The sequence below is a fragment of the Variovorax sp. SPNA7 genome, from assembly GCF_033807855.1.
GTDB classification, from domain to species: domain Bacteria; phylum Pseudomonadota; class Gammaproteobacteria; order Burkholderiales; family Burkholderiaceae_C; genus Variovorax; species Variovorax beijingensis.
The window spans coordinates 5574384-5590445 of sequence record NZ_CP138513.1 but is presented as its reverse complement, the minus strand read 5'-3'; the positions used below and the strand labels follow the sequence as shown (position 1 = coordinate 5590445).

11 protein-coding genes are annotated in these 16062 nt (G+C 68.7%); 8 read left to right on the top strand and 3 right to left on the bottom strand.

The window, feature by feature from the left end; translation table 11 throughout:
- Nucleotides 1–53 precede the first annotated feature (53 nt).
- The 4 genes from RZE77_RS26210 (at nt 54) to RZE77_RS26195 (ending at nt 5987) form a co-directional block, all read left to right on the top strand.
- Complete coding sequence (locus RZE77_RS26210; RefSeq protein ID WP_319439916.1) at nt 54–1244, top strand: sugar ABC transporter permease; 1191 nt, start codon at nt 54–56, stop codon at nt 1242–1244.
- 211 nt (nt 1245–1455) lie between these two features.
- Nucleotides 1456–2232, top strand: a complete 777-nt coding sequence (locus tag RZE77_RS26205; protein WP_018905159.1) for an ATP-binding cassette domain-containing protein — start codon at nt 1456–1458, stop codon at nt 2230–2232.
- A 19-nt stretch (nt 2233–2251) separates the two neighbouring features.
- Complete coding sequence (locus tag RZE77_RS26200; RefSeq protein ID WP_319439915.1) at nt 2252–3418, top strand: ROK family transcriptional regulator; 1167 nt, start codon at nt 2252–2254, stop codon at nt 3416–3418.
- Nucleotides 3419–3533: 115 nt separating this feature from the next.
- Nucleotides 3534–5987: a membrane-bound PQQ-dependent dehydrogenase, glucose/quinate/shikimate family gene (locus RZE77_RS26195; protein ID WP_319439914.1), complete on the top strand. Its 2454-nt coding sequence runs from the start codon at nt 3534–3536 to the stop codon at nt 5985–5987.
- Between the two features lie 4 nt (nt 5988–5991).
- Here RZE77_RS26195 and RZE77_RS26190 read toward each other — a convergent pair whose 3' ends face one another.
- Complete coding sequence (locus RZE77_RS26190; RefSeq protein ID WP_319439913.1) at nt 5992–7272, bottom strand: helix-turn-helix domain-containing protein; 1281 nt, start codon at nt 7270–7272, stop codon at nt 5992–5994.
- A gap of 157 nt (nt 7273–7429) precedes the next feature.
- Between RZE77_RS26190 and RZE77_RS26185 the strand changes: the two genes are divergently transcribed.
- Nucleotides 7430–9523 carry a PQQ-dependent dehydrogenase, methanol/ethanol family gene (locus RZE77_RS26185; RefSeq protein ID WP_319439912.1) on the top strand — a complete coding sequence of 698 codons (2094 nt, stop codon included), beginning with the start codon at nt 7430–7432 and terminating at the stop codon, nt 9521–9523.
- A gap of 30 nt (nt 9524–9553) precedes the next feature.
- Here the strand turns inward: RZE77_RS26185 and RZE77_RS26180 are convergent, their stop codons facing one another.
- Nucleotides 9554–10537, bottom strand: a complete 984-nt coding sequence (locus RZE77_RS26180) for a helix-turn-helix domain-containing protein (RefSeq protein ID WP_319439911.1) — start codon at nt 10535–10537, stop codon at nt 9554–9556.
- Between the two features lie 179 nt (nt 10538–10716).
- On the opposite strand from RZE77_RS26180, the gene RZE77_RS26175 reads away from it, so the two are divergent.
- On the top strand, nt 10717–12843 hold the full coding sequence (locus tag RZE77_RS26175; RefSeq protein WP_319439910.1) for a carboxypeptidase-like regulatory domain-containing protein: 2127 nt from the start codon (nt 10717–10719) through the stop codon (nt 12841–12843).
- Nucleotides 12844–12917: 74 nt separating this feature from the next.
- Here the strand turns inward: RZE77_RS26175 and RZE77_RS26170 are convergent, their stop codons facing one another.
- The gene (locus RZE77_RS26170) at nt 12918–13892 is read right to left on the bottom strand and encodes a tripartite tricarboxylate transporter substrate-binding protein (RefSeq protein WP_319439909.1); all 975 of its coding nucleotides are present in this window, start codon (nt 13890–13892) and stop codon (nt 12918–12920) included.
- Between the two features lie 205 nt (nt 13893–14097).
- Between RZE77_RS26170 and RZE77_RS26165 the strand changes: the two genes are divergently transcribed.
- Both RZE77_RS26165 and RZE77_RS26160 read left to right on the top strand, forming a co-directional pair.
- Complete coding sequence (locus RZE77_RS26165) at nt 14098–15288, top strand: M48 family metalloprotease (RefSeq protein WP_319439908.1); 1191 nt, start codon at nt 14098–14100, stop codon at nt 15286–15288.
- 150 nt (nt 15289–15438) lie between these two features.
- A complete protein-coding gene (locus RZE77_RS26160) occupies nt 15439–16008 on the top strand; it encodes a type 1 glutamine amidotransferase domain-containing protein (protein ID WP_319439907.1) in 570 nt (189 codons plus the stop codon).
- Nucleotides 16009–16062 lie beyond the last annotated feature (54 nt).

Here is a 16062-nt window from a genome sequence, read left to right as displayed (position 1 = left end):
GCCCGCCCGGACCGCCGCCGCGCATGTGTTGTTCCTTCGAGAGGATCTGAAAAATGAGCAATCCAACGCCAGGCTGGTGGCGGCGCACGGGCGTCGACCTGCGGCTCCTGCTGATGAGCGTGCTGCTGATCGCCATGGGGGTGGTCTTCAACGTGATGTCGGGCGGCGTGTTCCTGTCGCCCGAGAACCTCTACAACGTGGCGCAGCAGACGGCGGTGGTGGGCATCGTGTCGACGGTGATGGTGCTGGTGATCGTGGCGCGCCACATCGACCTGTCGGTCGGCTCGGTCATGGGCTTCGTGGGCGTGCTGATCGCGTACCTGCAATACACCTCGGGCTGGTCGTGGCCCGCGGCCTGCCTCGCGGGGCTCGCGGTGGCGCTGCTGGTGTCGATCTACCAGGGCTGGCTCACGGCGATGCTGGGCGTGCCCTCGTTCGTGGTCACGCTCGGCGGGCTGATGTCGTTCCGCGGCGCGGCCTTCCTGGTGGCCGACGGCAAGACGCAGCCCGTGAACGACGAGTTCTTCCAACGCCTGGGCGGCGGCTACGACGGCGGCATCGGCACCACCATGACCTGGGTGCTCGCGGCTTTCGTGGCGCTGGTGCTGTTCGCGCGCATGCTGCAGAAGCGCCGCGCGCGCGCGCACCACGAAATGCCCAACGAGCCGCTCTGGCTGGAGCTGCTGCTCACGGCGGTGCCGGCGGCCGTGGTGTTCGTCTTCGCGGCGGTCATGAACAACTACCAGATCGCCTCGAAGGACGCGCCGCAGGGCCTGCCGATCCCGGTGCTGATCTGGGCCGTGGTGGCGATCGTGCTGTCGTTCATCGTGCACCGCACGCGCTTCGGCCGCTACGTGTTCGCGATGGGCGGCAACCCCGATGCGGCGGCGCTGGTGGGCATTCCGGTCAAGCGCGTCACGCTGATGCTGTTCGCGCTGCTCGCGGTGCTGGTGACGGTGGCGGCCATCGTGTCGATCGCGCGGCTCAACGCGGGCACCAACTCGCTCGGCACGGGCATGGAGCTGTACGTGATCGCGGCCGCGGTGATCGGCGGCACGGCGCTCGCGGGCGGCACCGGTTCGATCTTCGGCTCGGTGCTGGGCGCGCTGATCATGCAGTCGCTCGACAGCGGCATGCTGCTGCTCGACGTGCCGATCGGCAAGCGCATGGTGATCATCGGGCAGGTGCTGATCGTGGCGGTGGTGTTCGACGTGCTGTATCGGCGCAAGTTCGGGGAGAACTAGAGATGAAAGTGCGTTGGACAGAGCGTTGGTTGACCAGCGATACACCCAGAGCGTGCCCAGTGCACAGGACATCGGGTGCTCCCCGCAGCGAAATAAAGGAGGAGCCGAAGGCGGGGGACATTCGCGGAGGGGAGTACCCGGTGGCCTGTGCACACGCCCTGAACATCGGAGCCCCGCACGCAAAAAGCGGCACACCGCAAAAGGAATCCAAATGACCACGGTCGACACCTCGCAGCCCCTGGTCGAGCTGAAGGAGATCCGCAAGGCCTTCGGCGGCGTGAAGGCCGTGGACGGCGTGAGCATCAACCTCCATCCCGGCGAAGTCGTCGCCGTGCTCGGCCACAACGGCGCGGGCAAGTCCACGCTCATGAAGATGCTCGCGGGCGCCTACCCGGTCGATTCGGGCGACACGCTGATCGCGGGCGAGAAGGTCCACATCCGCACGCCCGCCGAGGCGCAGGCGCTCGGCATCGAGACCATCTACCAGACCCTCGCGCTGGCCGACAACCTCGACTCCGTATCGAACCTCTTTCTCGGCCGCGAGAAGATGACGCGCTGGAACACGCTCGACGATCATTTCATGGAAGTGCAGGCGCGCAAGGTGTTCCAGCGCCTGAACAAGAACTTCACCAACATCCGTATTCCGGTGCGACGCCTCTCGGGCGGGCAGCGGCAGGTGGTGGCGATCTCGCGTGCGCTGTACTTCAACGCGCGCATCCTGATCATGGACGAGCCCTGCGCCGCGCTCGGCCCTGAAGAAACCGCGATGGTCGGCGGCCTCGTGAAGCAGCTCAAGGCCGATGGCGTCGGCATCTTCCTGATCACGCACGACATGCCCGACGTGTTCTCGCTGAGCGACCGCGTCGCGGTCATGAAGAACGGCAAGCTCGTGGGCACCTACCGCACCGCGGACGTCACCGAGGACGAAGTGCTCGGCATGATCATCGCCGGCAAGCGCCCCGAGGGAAAAGAGCAGGCCCACAGGTGAACCAAGGCAGGGTGGCCCCGTGACCATCGGCGACCAGCAGCTGCTCAAGCGCATGAACCGCAGCGTGCTGCTGCGCCTCCTGCGTGCGCGCCCGGGCCTGTCGCGTGCCCGGCTCGCGAGCGAGAGCGGCCTCACCAAGTCGACCGTGAGCCTGCTGGTGCGCGAGCTGCTCGACGAGGGCTGGCTCAGCGAAGCGGGCACCACCGTTGCCGATGGCCTGGGGCGCCCTTCCACGCCGCTGCAGATCAACGTCGGCGTGCGCGCGCTGATGGGTGTCGAGATCGCGGTCGAAACCGTGCGCCTGGTCTGCGTCTCGCTGCAGGGCGAGGTGCTGCATGCCGACACGCAGGCGCTGGCCGACAGCGCACCGGCCGGCGCCTGCGCGCAGGTCGCACGCATGGCCGCGGCCGCGCACGGGCAGCTCAACGCACTGGGGCTGCGGCTGTCGAGCATCGGCGTCTGCGTGCCCGGCGCGGTGGATGACTGCACCGGCATGGTCCGCTTTGCGCCCAACCTCGGCTGGCGCAACGTGAGCCTGCTGCCCGCGCTGGAAGAAGCCTTTGCCGGGGCCGGGTTGCCGGGCGTCACCGTGCAGCTGCAGAACGACGCCGATGCCGCTGCGCTCGGCGAGTACGAGTTCTCCGGCGGCGAGAGCGCGGACCCGCTGATCTTCGTGAGCTGCGACGTGGGCGTGGGCGCCGGCGTGGTGCTGAACGACCGCCTCTTCACGGGCGCGCAAGGCATGGCGGGCGAGATCGGCCACACCATCCTGCAGCTCGACGGGCCGCTGTGCTCGTGCGGACGCCGCGGCTGCGCCGAGGCCTTCTTCGGCTCGCGCGCGCTCGAGCGCGAAGCGCCCGGCATGGCGCATGCGGCGGCGTTCTTCGGCGTGCTGCTGCAGAACCTGTGGGTCACCTTCGATCCGCGCGCCATCGTGCTCGGCGGCAAGTCCTGCACCGGCCATCTCGGGCTGGCGCAGGCGGCCTTCGAATGGGTTGGGCGCCATGCCGATGCGGCCGGCATGCCCGCACCCGACCTGCGCATCGCGCGCTATCGTGCGCTTGCACCCGCCGTGGGCGCCGCCGCGCTGGCGCTGCACGAATACCTCCGGCCGCTGCAGCCCGATGCGCGCACGCGCCGGGCCCGCGCCGCGCGCAACGACGAAGACCGAATACCTTCTGTTTAAAAAGACTGGCGGCAAGCGGCCGCGATTGCGGTGATGCACGGCGACATGCGCAAACCGCCTACGCGCATCGCCGCGGCCTTGGCCTAGGTTCGAGAAAAAACCTGGAGCCCATGCCATGCCCGATGCCGCTGCGCGCGTTCGTGCGCCTTCTTCCGCGCTGCTCAACATCACCGCTGTCGTCATCGGCCTTGCGGGCCTGGGGCTGGCGGCGGCAGGCGCATGGCTCGTCGTGCTCGGCGGCTCGTGGTACTACCTCGTGGCGGGGCTCGGGCTGATCGCCTGCGCGGCGCTGCTGCCGCGCGGCAGCGGCGCGGGCCTCTGGGTCTATGCGGCCGTGGTGGCGTTCACGCTGGTGTGGGCCTTGTGGGAAGTGGGCTTCGACTGGTGGCCGCTGGCGGCGCGCGGCGACGTGTTCTTCGTGCTTGGCGTGTTCCTGCTCACGCCCTGGGTGGCGCGTGCGCTCGGGCGCCGCAGCGCCGCGGGCGTGGCACCCGCGCGCGGCTTCCTCGGCGTGGTGCTGCTGGCCTTCCTGGCCGCCGCGGTGTTCTCGTGGACGCGCGATGCAACGCGCATCGAAGGCACCATGCCGGCGCCGACGGCAGCCGCCGCGACATCGTCGAATGCCGCACCGGCCCCGCCGAAGGACGACTGGACGGCCTACGGCGGCAACGGCATGGGCCAGCGCTATTCGGCGCTCGACCAGATCACGCCGGCCAATGTGGGCGAGCTGCAGGAGGCGTGGCACTTTCGCACCGGCGACGTGCGCGGCCAGAGCGGCGACCCCGAGGAGACGACCTTCGAGGTCACGCCGCTGAAGATCGGCGAGCGGCTCTTTCTTTGCACGCCGCACCAGTCGGTGGTGGCGCTGAACGCGACCACCGGCGAGCAGCTCTGGCGCTACACGCCCGAGATCCACCGTCCGCTGGCCCTGCAGCACCTGACCTGCCGCGGCCTGTCCTACGACCCGGGCAGCGCGGTGCGGCCCGCACCGGCGGCGGCTGCTTCGCCTGCGCCTTCCCCTTCATCGCCACCCACCGCGGGCGGCGATTGCGACGCCAAGCTCTTCATGCCCACGGCCGACGGCCGCGTCATCGCGCTCGACCCCGGGAGCGGCAAGCCCTGCATGCGCTTCGGCGGCGGCACCGGCCAGATCGACCTGTGGAAGAACATGCCCAACGTGAAGCCCGGCGCCTACTACTCGACCTCGCCCGTGGTGGTGACGCGCTCGCTCATCATCGTGGGCGGCACGGTGCTGGACAACGTCTCGACCAAGGAGACCTCGGGCGTGATCCGGGCCTTCGACATCGACACCGGCGCATTGGTGTGGAACTGGGACTCTGGCAACCCGGACGACACCGCACCCCTCGCGGCCGACCGCATGTACACGGCCAACTCGCCGAACAGCTGGTCGATCTCCAGCGTGGACGAGGCGCTCGGGCTGGTCTACGTGCCCACCGGCAACCAGCCGCCCGACCAGTGGGGCGGCAAGCGCACCGAAGGGGCCGAGCGCTATTCGTCCTCGGTGGTGGCGCTCGACCTGGCCACCGGCCGCGTGCGCTGGAGCTTCCAGACCGTGCACCACGACCTCTGGGATTACGACGTGCCCTCGCAGCCCAGCCTGGTCGACCTGCGCATCGGCAGCGAGACGGTGCCCGCGCTCGTGCAGCCGACCAAGCAGGGCGAGCTGTTCGTGCTCGACCGCCGCGACGGCAAGCCCGTGACCAAGGTCCATGAACGGCCCGCGCCGCAGGGACCGGCCGCGGGCGACCACACCTCGCTCACGCAGCCGGTGTCGGAGCTGTCCTTCGATCCGCCCGCGCTCACGCCGGCCGACATGTGGGGCGGCACCGTGTTCGACCAGCTGGCCTGCCGCATCGCCTTTCACCGGCTGCGCTACGAAGGCCGCTACACGCCGCCGTCGACCGAGGGCTCGCTGATCTACCCCGGCAACTTCGGCGTCTTCAACTGGGGCGGCGTGGCGGTCGACCCGGTGCGGCAGATGGCGTTCACCACGCCGGCCTCGCTGGCCTTCGTGTCCAGGCTCATTCCACGCGCCGACGACACCTCGCTCTACGTGCAGGGCAAGAACCGGCCCAACGACAGCTTGCCCGCGCTCAACGAGAACTTCGGCGCGCCGTTCGCGGTGCAGTTGCGCGCCTTCACCTCGGTGTTCGGCCTGCCGTGCCAGGCGCCGCCCTGGGGCCATGTGGCCGGGGCCGACCTGCGCACCGGCCGCGTGGTGTGGAAGCACAAGAACGGCACCGTGCGCGACAGCTCGCCGCTGCCGCTGCCCTTTGCGATGGGCGTGCCCAGCCTCGGCGGACCGATGATGACGGCCGGCGGCGTGGCCTTTCTCTCGGGCACGCTCGACTACTACCTGCGCGCCTACGACGTGGCCAATGGCAAGGAGCTCTGGCGCAGCCGCCTGCCTGCGGGCGGGCAGGCCACGCCGATGAGCTACCGCGGCAGCGACGGGCGCCAGTACGTGGTGGTGGCCGCGGGAGGCCACGGCTCGCTGGGTACGCGCACCGGCGACCATGTGATCGCCTACGCACTGCCGAAGCGCTGAAGGCTCAGCGCAGCCCGGCCGCTGCGCCCTTGTCCTCTTCGCGCCAGCCGCGCAGCCGCCGGTACAGCGTGCCGCGCGATACGCCCAGCTGCCGCGCCGCCTGCGACACGTTGCCGTCCTGCGCCGCCAGCGTGTCCTCGATCAGCTTGCGGCTGTGCTCGCGCAGGGTCTCGCCCGGCAGCGGTTCCGCCGGCACGTGGTGGGAGGCCATCGCTTCCGTGTGCTCATGCGCCACCAACGGCTCGGCTGCCGCCGCGGGCTCGGCGGACAACATCGCGCCGGCTTCGGCGGGCACCGCCACCGCATGCCTGAAGTCCACGCCATCGGCAGCCTTCAGGCGCGCCTGCACCCACACGCCCAGACCGCTCGCCAGGCGCAGCGGCTGCGCGGCTTCGCGCCTTTCGAGCCGCAGCAGGCTCGCGAGGTCGTGGCCCAGCATCGATTCGACATCGCGCTCGCAGGCCTCTTCGGGCAGGCGCCCGATCAGCCGCGCGCCGGCACTGTTGAGCCAGGCGATGGTGCCGTCGGGTGCCACGCCGGCCAGTGCTTCCATGGGCGTGCCCAGCAGCGTGGGGCTGGCCTGGAAGCGCAGGATCAGGTGGTCGCGCGACTGCGCCTGCAGCAGGCGGTTCTCGATGGTCGTGGCGTAGAGCGCCACCATCGAGGCCGCGTCGAAGCCGAAGCGCCGCGCCTCCATCGTGATGTCGAGCACGCCCGCGAGCCGGCCCGCCACGTCGCGGATCGGCGCCGCGGCGCACTGCATCTGCGACAGCACGTCGAAGTAGTGTTCCGCGCCGTCGACCGTGCAGGCCTGCCCGGTGGTCGCCACGATGCCCGGCGCGGTGGTGCCGACGATGCGCTCGGAAATGTTCACGCCCACGCGCGCGGTCTTGCGCAGCACGGGCTGGTGTGCCGCGGCCGGCTGGTGCGTGACGTGCACCACCACGCCTTCGCCGTCCGTCAGGATCACGCGGCAGTCGGTGCCTGCGAGCGCACTTTCCATGCTCGCGAGTTCCTGCCGCGCCACCTCGAGCAGCTCGCGGTTGCGCGCCAGCGTGGCGTGCAGGCGGCTCGGCGTGACCGCATCGAAAGGCACGATGCGCTGCCGGTCGCTGTGGTTGCGGGCGCAGCGCAGCCATGACTGGATCACCGCCTCGCCGACCAGGCCCGAAGGCCGCACACCCTCCTCGAAGAACTGCTGCCGCGCGAGCGCCACGCGCTGCGCCGGCGTGCTGGAAAAAAGTTGGCGCGGCGCGGTTGCCGTGCCCAGCCGTTCGAAAGCCATGCTGTTCGCCGCTCCTCGCAAATCGGGGGAACCAGGAAAGGGAGATCGCTGCCCCTGTCGAATGTGTTCCGCAATGGAACAGCGCCGGACTGGGGAAATCCCGAAGGTGAACGCGAGTGCGGCAAAAACGATCCTTGCGGCACAAAGGAGACCCACGATGAAAAAGATCCACTCCGGTTTGCTTGCGCTCGCCGGTGCATTGCTGTGCCTGGGCAGCTCGCCCGCCGCGGCGCAGGCCTCGGCCGCCAAGCAGGTGAACGGCGACTTCATCCGCGCCAATGCGGCCCAGAAGAAGACCCCCGACTGGCCGAGCTACGGCCTGGACTACGCCGAGTCGCGCTTCAGCAAGCTCGACCAGGTGAACGCCGGCAACGTGAAGCAGCTGGGCCTGGCCTGGTCCTACAACCTCGAGTCCACGCGCGGCGTCGAGGCCACGCCGCTGGTGGTGGACGGCATCATGTACGTCACCGCGTCGTGGAGCGTGGTGCATGCCATCGACACGCGCACCGGGCAGAAGCTCTGGAGCTTCGATCCGCAGGTCGACAAGTCCAAGGGCTTCAGGGGCTGCTGCGACGTGGTGAACCGCGGCGTGGCGCTGCACGAGGGCAAGGTCTACGTCGGCGCCTACGATGGCCGCCTCATCGCGCTCGACGCGGCCACGGGGCAGAAGGCCTGGGAGAAGAACACCATCGAGGGGCAGAAGGGCTCCTACACCATCACCGGTGCGCCGCGCGTCTTCAAGGGCAAGGTCATCATCGGCAATGGCGGCGCCGAGTACGGCGTGCGCGGCTACGTCACGGCCTACGACGCGAAGACCGGCGAGCAGAAGTGGCGCTGGTTCGTGGTGCCGGGCGATCCGGCCAAGCCCTTCGAGGACGAATCGATGGCGCGCGCCGCCAAGACCTGGGACCCTAGCGGCAAGTACTGGGAAGCCGGCGGCGGCGGCACCGCATGGGACAGCTTCGCCTTCGACCCCGAGCTCAACCTGATGTACGTGGGCACCGGCAACGGCTCGCCCTGGGCGCACAGGAAGCGCAGCCCCAAGGGCGGCGACAACCTGTACCTGGGCTCGGTGGTGGCCCTGAACCCCGACACCGGCAAGTACGTGTGGCACTACCAGGAGACGCCCGGCGACAACTGGGACTACACCTCCACCCAGTCGATGATCCTGGCCAACGTCACGCTCGGCGGCAAGGCGCGCAAGGTGCTGCTGCATGCGCCGAAGAACGGCTTCTTCTTCGTCATCGACCGCACCAACGGCAAGTTCATCTCGGCGAAGAATTTCGTCGACGTGAACTGGGCCACCGGCTACGACAAGAACGGCCGTCCCATCGAGATCGCGGCCGCGCGCCAGAACGACAAGCCCGGCGACAGCATTCCCGGTCCCTTCGGTGCGCACAACTGGCACCCGATGTCGTTCAACCCGCAGACCGGCCTGGCCTACCTGCCGGCGCAGAACATCCCGGTCAACCTGATGGACGACAAGGACTGGAAGTTCGACCAGAACTCGCCCGGCCGCCCGCATGCCGCGCTGGGCTGGAACACCGCGATGTCGATCAACGCCGAGGCGCCCAAGAGCAAGCCCTTCGGCCGCCTCGTCGCCTGGGACCCGGTGGCGCAGAAGGAGGCCTGGGGCGTGGACTACGTCTCGCCCTGGAACGGCGGCACGCTCACCACCGCCGGCAACCTCGTGTTCCAGGGCACGGCCGACGGCCGCCTGGTGGCCTACAACGCGAAGACCGGCGAGAAGCTCTGGGAAACCGCCACCGGCACCGGCGTGGTGGCCGCGCCCACCACCTACATGGTCGACGGCAAGCAGTACGTGTCGGTCGCGGTGGGCTGGGGCGGCGTGTACGGCCTCGCGCAGCGCGCCACCGAGCGGCAGGGCCCGGGCACGGTCTACACCTTTGCAGTGGGCGGCACCGCCAAGATGCCCGACTTCGTGCAGTACCGCATGGACAAGCTGGTGCAGGGCGTGAAGTACGACCCCGCCAAGGTCCAGGCCGGCACCATGCTCTATGTGAGCAACTGCGTGTTCTGCCACGGCGTGCCGGGCGTGGACCGCGGCGGCAACATCCCGAACCTCGGCTACATGGATGCGGCCTACATCGAGAACCTCGACAAGTTCATCCTCAAGGGCCCGGCCATGGCGCGCGGCATGCCCGACTTCACCGGCAAGCTCTCGGGCGACGACATCGAGAGCATCAAGGCCTTCATCCAGGGCACGGCCGACGCGATCCGGCCGAAGTGAGGCAGCGGGGCCGCAACCGGCGCGGGCCGGTCAGCCCGCGAGCCGCAGCTCCTGGATCAGGCCTGCCACGTTGCCCACCTGCAGCTTGTCGTAGATCGACTGGATGTGGTTGCGCACGGTGGCGGGCGAGCGGTTCAGGATGGCCGCGATGTCCTTGTGGGTGTCGCCCCGGGCCAGCAATTCGGCAACGGTGTGCTCGCGTGGCGTGAGGCCGTCGGAGCGGCAGCGCTTGCGCACGCTCAGGAACAGCAGGCGCTGCTCGAGCCGGCACGACACCGCGATCCGCCGGCCCAGCCAGGTGGACTGCTCGATCATGAAATGCTCCAGCAGCGACTGCGGCAGCGCCTGGCGTGGCCAGCTCGGAAACTCTTCCTGCATCAGCGCGACGAAGCTCACGTCGCAGTGGTAGATCGCGCCTTTCAGGTCCGCGATGGCCGAGCCGCGCGGCTGCGTGCCCGAGGCCGGCGAGAGCGTGCGGTCCAGGTGCACCAGGCGGTTGAGCGCCAGCGCCTGCATCATGTGCGGCGACAGGCTGGCCAGCAGGCTCACTTCCTCGGGCTTGCAGTGCGCGTCCGGGTCGATGCGGAACAGCGAGAACCAGTGCATGAAATTGGTCCGCGGATCGCTGTCCATCGTGATGAAGATGTTGTTCTGGTCGTAGCGCTGCACGTAGTCCAGGAAGGGCGCGTACTTGGGGCCGCTCCACCAGTTCGCCGAGTTGAAGCCCCGCGTGCCGTGTCCCTTGCCGAAGAAGCTCGCGGCCGCGGAGTCGAGGTGCTTGAAGTTGTCGTACTCCATCATCATCTCGGGCGTCTTGCGATGCAGGTGCAGCGTGTGCACGTCGATTCCCTCGCTGGCCGTGGTGGCCGTGCCCCACATCGATGCGTCGAAGGGCAGCACCGGCTTGATCAGTTCGAGCGCGGCATCCTGGAAGGCATCGATCGGCAGTTCGTGCGAGAGCCGGTAGAGCTGCAGCAGCAGCGTGCTGAAGTCGTGCAGTGGCTGGCGGGTCATCGACGGAGTTTTCCCGCAGCGGTGGGGTACCGCATCCCATGTTCCGGTGATGCTCCGGCGCGTTTCAAGAATGGTGCATTTGCATCATTTTTTTTCGAAAAGTGAAAGCTATTGTTTGCGGGAACCCGGATCGACCGGGCCCAGCAACACTTTTCGAAGAGCCTCCGATGCCATCACCCATGCCTTCCCTCGCCCACAGGATTCCCCACGCCCTGTCCGTCGTCACCCTGGCGCTTCTTGCCGCATGCGGCGGTGGTGGCGGTGGCGGTGGCGGCGGCGGTTTCGGTTTTCTTCCGCCTTCGTCCGGCGGCGGCGGCGAGCCGCCCGCGGCGGCGGCCACCACCTTGAGCGGCACCGTCGCCACCGGCGCGGCCTTTGCCGGCGCGGTGCTCACGGTGTTCGACCAGACCGGCGCCAAGGTCTGCGAAGTGACCACTACGCCAGAAGGCAGCTACAGCTGCTCGCTGCCCGCCGGCACCAAGGCGCCGCTGGTGATCCAGGCCGTGCGCGACGACCTGACCCTCTACAGCACCACCGCCAGCACCGCCACCGGCACCACCAACGTGACGCCGCTGACCACCATCATCGTGGCGCAGCTCGCGCCCAACGGCGACCCGGCCAAGCTGGCCGCCGCGATCCAGGCCGATGCCGGCGCCGTCACGGCCGGATCGATCGGCGAGCAGGTGGCCAGGCTGGTGGCCGCGCTGCAGCCGCTGCTGACCGCGCTCGATGCGAGCATCGACCCGATGAGCGGCGAGTTCCAGGCCAACGGCACCGGCCAGGACCGCGTGCTCGATGCCCTCAACGTGTCGGTGCGCCCCGACGGCACGGCATCCAACATCGAGATCACGGTGAAGGCGCTGCCCGCCGGCGACGACAGCCCGCCGGTGTCCATCGTCTTTCGCAGCGGCGACGCCACCATTGCCGCGCTGCCCGCCATCGACGCCGCAACGCTGGTGCAGCCGCCCACGCCGGCCATGGTGCAGGCGCTGCTCGAGCGCATCAACGCCTGCTATGCGCTGCCGCTCGCACAGCGCGTCGACAGCCCGATCGAGGCCGACGGCAATGCCTACGGCAGCGCCGCCAACGTGGTGGCGCCGGCCTGCCGCACGCTGTTCGTGGGCGACGATCCGGCCAGCTTCGTGGCGGCCGGCGTGCCCATCGGCCGCGTGAGCGGCGGTGCGCGCCGCTCGTTCGAAAGCCTGTTCCGCTTCGGCCCCACCAACCTGAAGCACGACCGCGGCAATTTCGAGTATTTCCATGCGAACGGCGACATCGCGCTCACCTACCGCTGGACCGACGTCCTGGGCAACACCGACAACGACGTCTTCAACGCGAAGATCGTGGATGGCGCCCTGAAGCTCACCGGCAACGGCAACACCTACCGCGCCTTCGTGCGTCCCCAGCTCGACAAGAAGGACTACCTGAAGCACCAGAACCTGGTCTTCCATTCGGTCGGCTACGCGATCTCCATCGACAACGTGCGCGACGGCAACGGCGACCCGGTTCTTTCGAAGGTGGTGGCAAGCACCGCATCGCTGCCGGGCAAGGAACTGGTCCTGGTGCCCAAGGCCGGCCTGAACTCGCTGGTGCTCACCCCGGACGGCACCCCCGGTTCGGCCCTGAACTCGGCGGTGTGGCGCATGTCCGCACGCTACCTGGACCCGGCGCAGACCGGCAGCCCGAGCGATTTCGACAGCGCCAATCTCTTCGCTACCCCGCCGTACACCGACGAGGAACTCGGCAAGATCGGTGACCAGTCGGTGTGGAAGCTGGAGTTCTTCCGCGCCGACGGCGCCACGCCGAACGTCGTGCAGTACGTGCGCACCTTCTCCCGCGTGCCCACCATCGCGGAAGCCGTGCAGACGCCCCTGGTGGAGCTCACGCCCGCCCTGCGTGCCGAGGTGCTCGCGGAAAGCCTGGGCAGCCCGCGCGGGATCGTCTTCGGCGCCGTGGACCCGACCGGCGCCGAGGCGAACAACGTCGACTTCAGCGCCGACGGCAACCTCGATGGCTGGGTGGTTCCGAGCGGCGCGCTCGCACCCACCGCGTTCAGCGTCTTCGGCAGGGCGCCCGGCGGCGGCGCGCGCTTCAGCGAGTCCGTCACCGTGCGCAGCACCACCCGCAAGGCGATCGTCTACTGCCAGCCCGTCGATCCTTCGGATGCGCACTGCGTGCCGGCCAACAACAACAGCTGGCAGTACGCCCCGGATTCCTCGATCAGCACCTTCGCCTTCACCGCACGCACCGCGCGCCAGGTGGACGTGCGCAAGAGCTTCGAGGCGTGGACCGTCACGCTGCCCTGATCTGTTTTGCTGTCACCATGAAAAAAGCCGCCGGTCCCGAGGGCCGGCGGCTTTTTTTCAAAAGAGCGGGGAAATCAGTCGGCGTACACGCCGGCGGCCTTGATGATCGGGCCCCACTTGGCGATCTCGGCCGAGACGAACTTCTTGTGCTCGGCCGGCTCGGTGCGCTTGTCGGTGGTGATCACGGCGCCAAGGCCTTCCTGGCGCTTGATGAAGCCCGGGTCCTTCATGGCGGCCTTGATGGCTTCGTTGAGCTTCTTCAGCACCGGTGCCGGCGTGCCCTTGGGCGCGTACATGCCGTGCCAAATGGTGACCTCGAAGTCCTTCAGGCCCGATTCGGCGAGCGTCGGCAGGTCCTTGAGAGCCGGCGTGCTGAGGCGCTTGGTCGTGGTCACGGCATAGGCCTTGACCTTCTTGGCCTCGATCTGCGAGGTGGTGTTGGTGGTCTGGTCGCACAAGAGGTCGATCTGGCCGCCCAGCAGGTCGGCGATGGCCGGCGCGGTGCCCTTGTAGGGAACCGGCGTCATCTCGACCTTGAGCGCGCTCTGGAACAGCAGGCCGCACAGGTGCGAGGCGGCGCCCAGGCCGGCATTGCCGAGGTTGATCTTGCCCTTGTTGGCCGCGATCCAGGCCGTCAGTTCCTTGTAGTTGTTGGCGGGCAGCGTCGGCTTGCCGATGAGCGTCATCGGCACTTCATTGACCATGCCGAGGTATTCGAAGTCGTTCTCGACGTTGAACGGCAGCTTGCGGTAGAGCGCCGGCATCGTCGACATGCCGATGTGGTTGAGCAGCAGCGTGTGGCCGTCCGGCGCCGCGCGGGCCACCTTGGCGGTGCCGATGGAGCTGCCGGCGCCCGCGGTGTTGTCCACCACGATCGTCGTGCCCAGGGTCTTTTGCAGGGCTTCGGCCAGATCGCGGGCCACCCGGTCGGTCGGGCCGCCGGCGGAGAAAGGCACCACCAGCGTGACGGTCTTGCCTGCGGGGAAATCCTGGGCATGGGCGCCGGCGGCAGCAGCGGCGAACGCCGTGAGTGCAAGCAGTTTCTTCATGAGTGTCTCTCGGTTGGTGAAATGCAAAAACGGCCGCGATCATAAAGGCTGACCATGACCTGACGAATAGCGAATAGCCCTTAGGCACGGGCCGAAATCCGCCCCTTCCTGGGGCATGATGCGCGCTCGCAAGTCGCGCCTGGGGAGGCGCGAAGAAAAACCACAACACTGCAGGCCCTCGGGCCGCATCGAGGAGGAAATTCCAATGGATCCATGGGTCTATCCGCGCGAGCGCTGGCTCGGCAACATCACGCTCGGGCTCGGCCTGCTGGTCTGGGTGCTGCTGGTCCTGGGCACCCTGGGCATCGCGCTCGTCTACGTGCTGCTCGGCTTCATCGCCTACGTGTTCGCACAGTCGGCCGTCATCGCGTGGATCAAGGGCACGGCCGTGAAGCTCTCGCCCACCCAGCTGCCGGAACTGCATGCGCGGTTCCAGGCCTGCTGCGGCCATCTGGGCATCCAGAACCCGCCCGAGGCCTACCTGCTGCACGGCGACGGCATCTTCAATGCCTTTGCCACGCGCTTCTTCGGCCGCAACTTCGTGGTGCTGCTGTCCGACGTGGTCGACGCCATGGAAACCCAGCCCGACGGCATCAACTTCTACATCGGCCATGAACTGGGCCACATCCGGCGCGGCCACCTCACAGGCCACATCTGGCGCGCCCCGGTGCTGTGGCTGCCGCTGCTCGGCGCCGCCTATTCGCGGGCCCAGGAATACACCTGCGACCTGCACGGCGCCGCCTGCTGCAAGCAGACCGACTCCGCGCCGCGCGCGCTGGTGGCGCTGGCCGCCGGCGCGCAGCAGTGGCGCCATGTCGACCTGCAGCGCTACGCCGACCAGTCGGTGGGCAACAGCGGCTTCTGGGCCTCGTTCCATGAACTGATCGCCGGCTATCCCTGGCTCACCAAGCGCGTTGCGCGCGCCATCGATCCGGGCGCGAAGCTGCCGAGCCGCAATCCGGTGGCCTACCTGCTCGCGGTCTTCGTGCCGTACACCGGCCGTGCCGGCGGCGGCGCGCTGGCGCTGCTGGTGGTGGTGGCCATCATCGGCGTGCTGGCCGCGGTGGCGCTGCCGGCCTATCAGCAATACGAATCGCGCGCGGCCGTTTCGCAGGCCTGGTCCGAAGCCGCACCGGTGCGCGAAGCGCTCGGCAACTACTACAAGCAGAAGGAAGAGATCCCCGATTCCCTGGCCACGGCCGGCGCGCCCGAGACCCTGCCCGGCGGCTCGGAGCTGACGCTCGACCCCGACACCATGGTGGTCGAAGCGGTGCTTCCCAAGGCCAAGGGCACGCTGCGCATGGAGCCCTCGGCCACCGAGGACGGCATTGCCTGGAACTGCGTGGCCGGCGACGACCTGTCCGAAAAGGCGCTGCCGGCCAGCTGCCGCAAATAGCGGCAGTCAGGCATGTCGTAAGAGAAGGTTGCCGCCCGTCGAACCGTCCGACAGACGGACCCGGCGGGCGCCGATGCGCGCCGCGGGCGTGGGCCCTAGGGTGAAGTGTCATTGCCATCAAAAGAACCACCTTCAAGGAGTGACCCACCCATGCCCACCATCTCTTCTTCATTGGACGGAATGAAGGTTGCCATCCTCGTGGCGGACGGCTTCGAGCAGGCCGAGATGACCGAGCCGCGCAAGGCGCTCGACCATGCCGGCGCGCAGACGCAGATCGTCTCGCCGCTCGACGGCAGCGTGCGCGCCTGGAAGCAGCTCGAGCCCGCCGACACCTTCGAGGTCGACGTGCCGCTCAAGATCGCCGATGCCGACGGTTTCGACGCGCTGCTGCTGCCCGGTGGCGTCGCCAACCCCGACGCGCTGCGCATCAACCAGAAGGCCGTGGCTTTCGTGCGCGCCTTCGTCGAGTCGGGCAAGCCCATCGCGGCCATCTGCCACGGGCCATGGACGCTCATCGATGCCGGCGGCGCGAAGGGCCGCAAGATGACCTCGTGGCCTTCGCTGCGCGCCGACCTGCACAACGCCGGCGCGACGTGGATCGACAAGGAGGTGGTGGTCGACAGCGGCCTGGTGACGAGCCGAAGGCCCGGCGACCTGCCCGCGTTCATCCGCGAGATGACGACGATGTTCGAGCTCGCGCACGAGGCGGCGATTCACTGAGCCTGCGGCGGCCGCAGCGCGCACGCGGAGGGGGCCGCGGGTTCCGGTACGCTC

What these genes read in the sequence shown, in the direction of transcription:
- RZE77_RS26210 (WP_319439916.1), top strand. Translation starts at nt 54, where the DNA reads ATGAGCAATCCAACGCCAGGCTGGTGGCGGCGCACGGGCGTCGACCTG.
- RZE77_RS26205 (WP_018905159.1), top strand. Translation starts at nt 1,456, where the DNA reads ATGACCACGGTCGACACCTCGCAGCCCCTGGTCGAGCTGAAGGAGATC.
- RZE77_RS26195 (WP_319439914.1), top strand. Translation starts at nt 3,534, where the DNA reads ATGCCCGATGCCGCTGCGCGCGTTCGTGCGCCTTCTTCCGCGCTGCTC.
- RZE77_RS26190 (WP_319439913.1), bottom strand. Translation starts at nt 7,272, where the DNA reads ATGGCTTTCGAACGGCTGGGCACGGCAACCGCGCCGCGCCAACTTTTT.
- RZE77_RS26185 (WP_319439912.1), top strand. Translation starts at nt 7,430, where the DNA reads ATGAAAAAGATCCACTCCGGTTTGCTTGCGCTCGCCGGTGCATTGCTG.
- RZE77_RS26180 (WP_319439911.1), bottom strand. Translation starts at nt 10,537, where the DNA reads ATGACCCGCCAGCCACTGCACGACTTCAGCACGCTGCTGCTGCAGCTC.
- RZE77_RS26175 (WP_319439910.1), top strand. Translation starts at nt 10,717, where the DNA reads ATGCCTTCCCTCGCCCACAGGATTCCCCACGCCCTGTCCGTCGTCACC.
- RZE77_RS26170 (WP_319439909.1), bottom strand. Translation starts at nt 13,892, where the DNA reads ATGAAGAAACTGCTTGCACTCACGGCGTTCGCCGCTGCTGCCGCCGGC.
- RZE77_RS26165 (WP_319439908.1), top strand. Translation starts at nt 14,098, where the DNA reads ATGGATCCATGGGTCTATCCGCGCGAGCGCTGGCTCGGCAACATCACG.
- RZE77_RS26160 (WP_319439907.1), top strand. Translation starts at nt 15,439, where the DNA reads ATGCCCACCATCTCTTCTTCATTGGACGGAATGAAGGTTGCCATCCTC.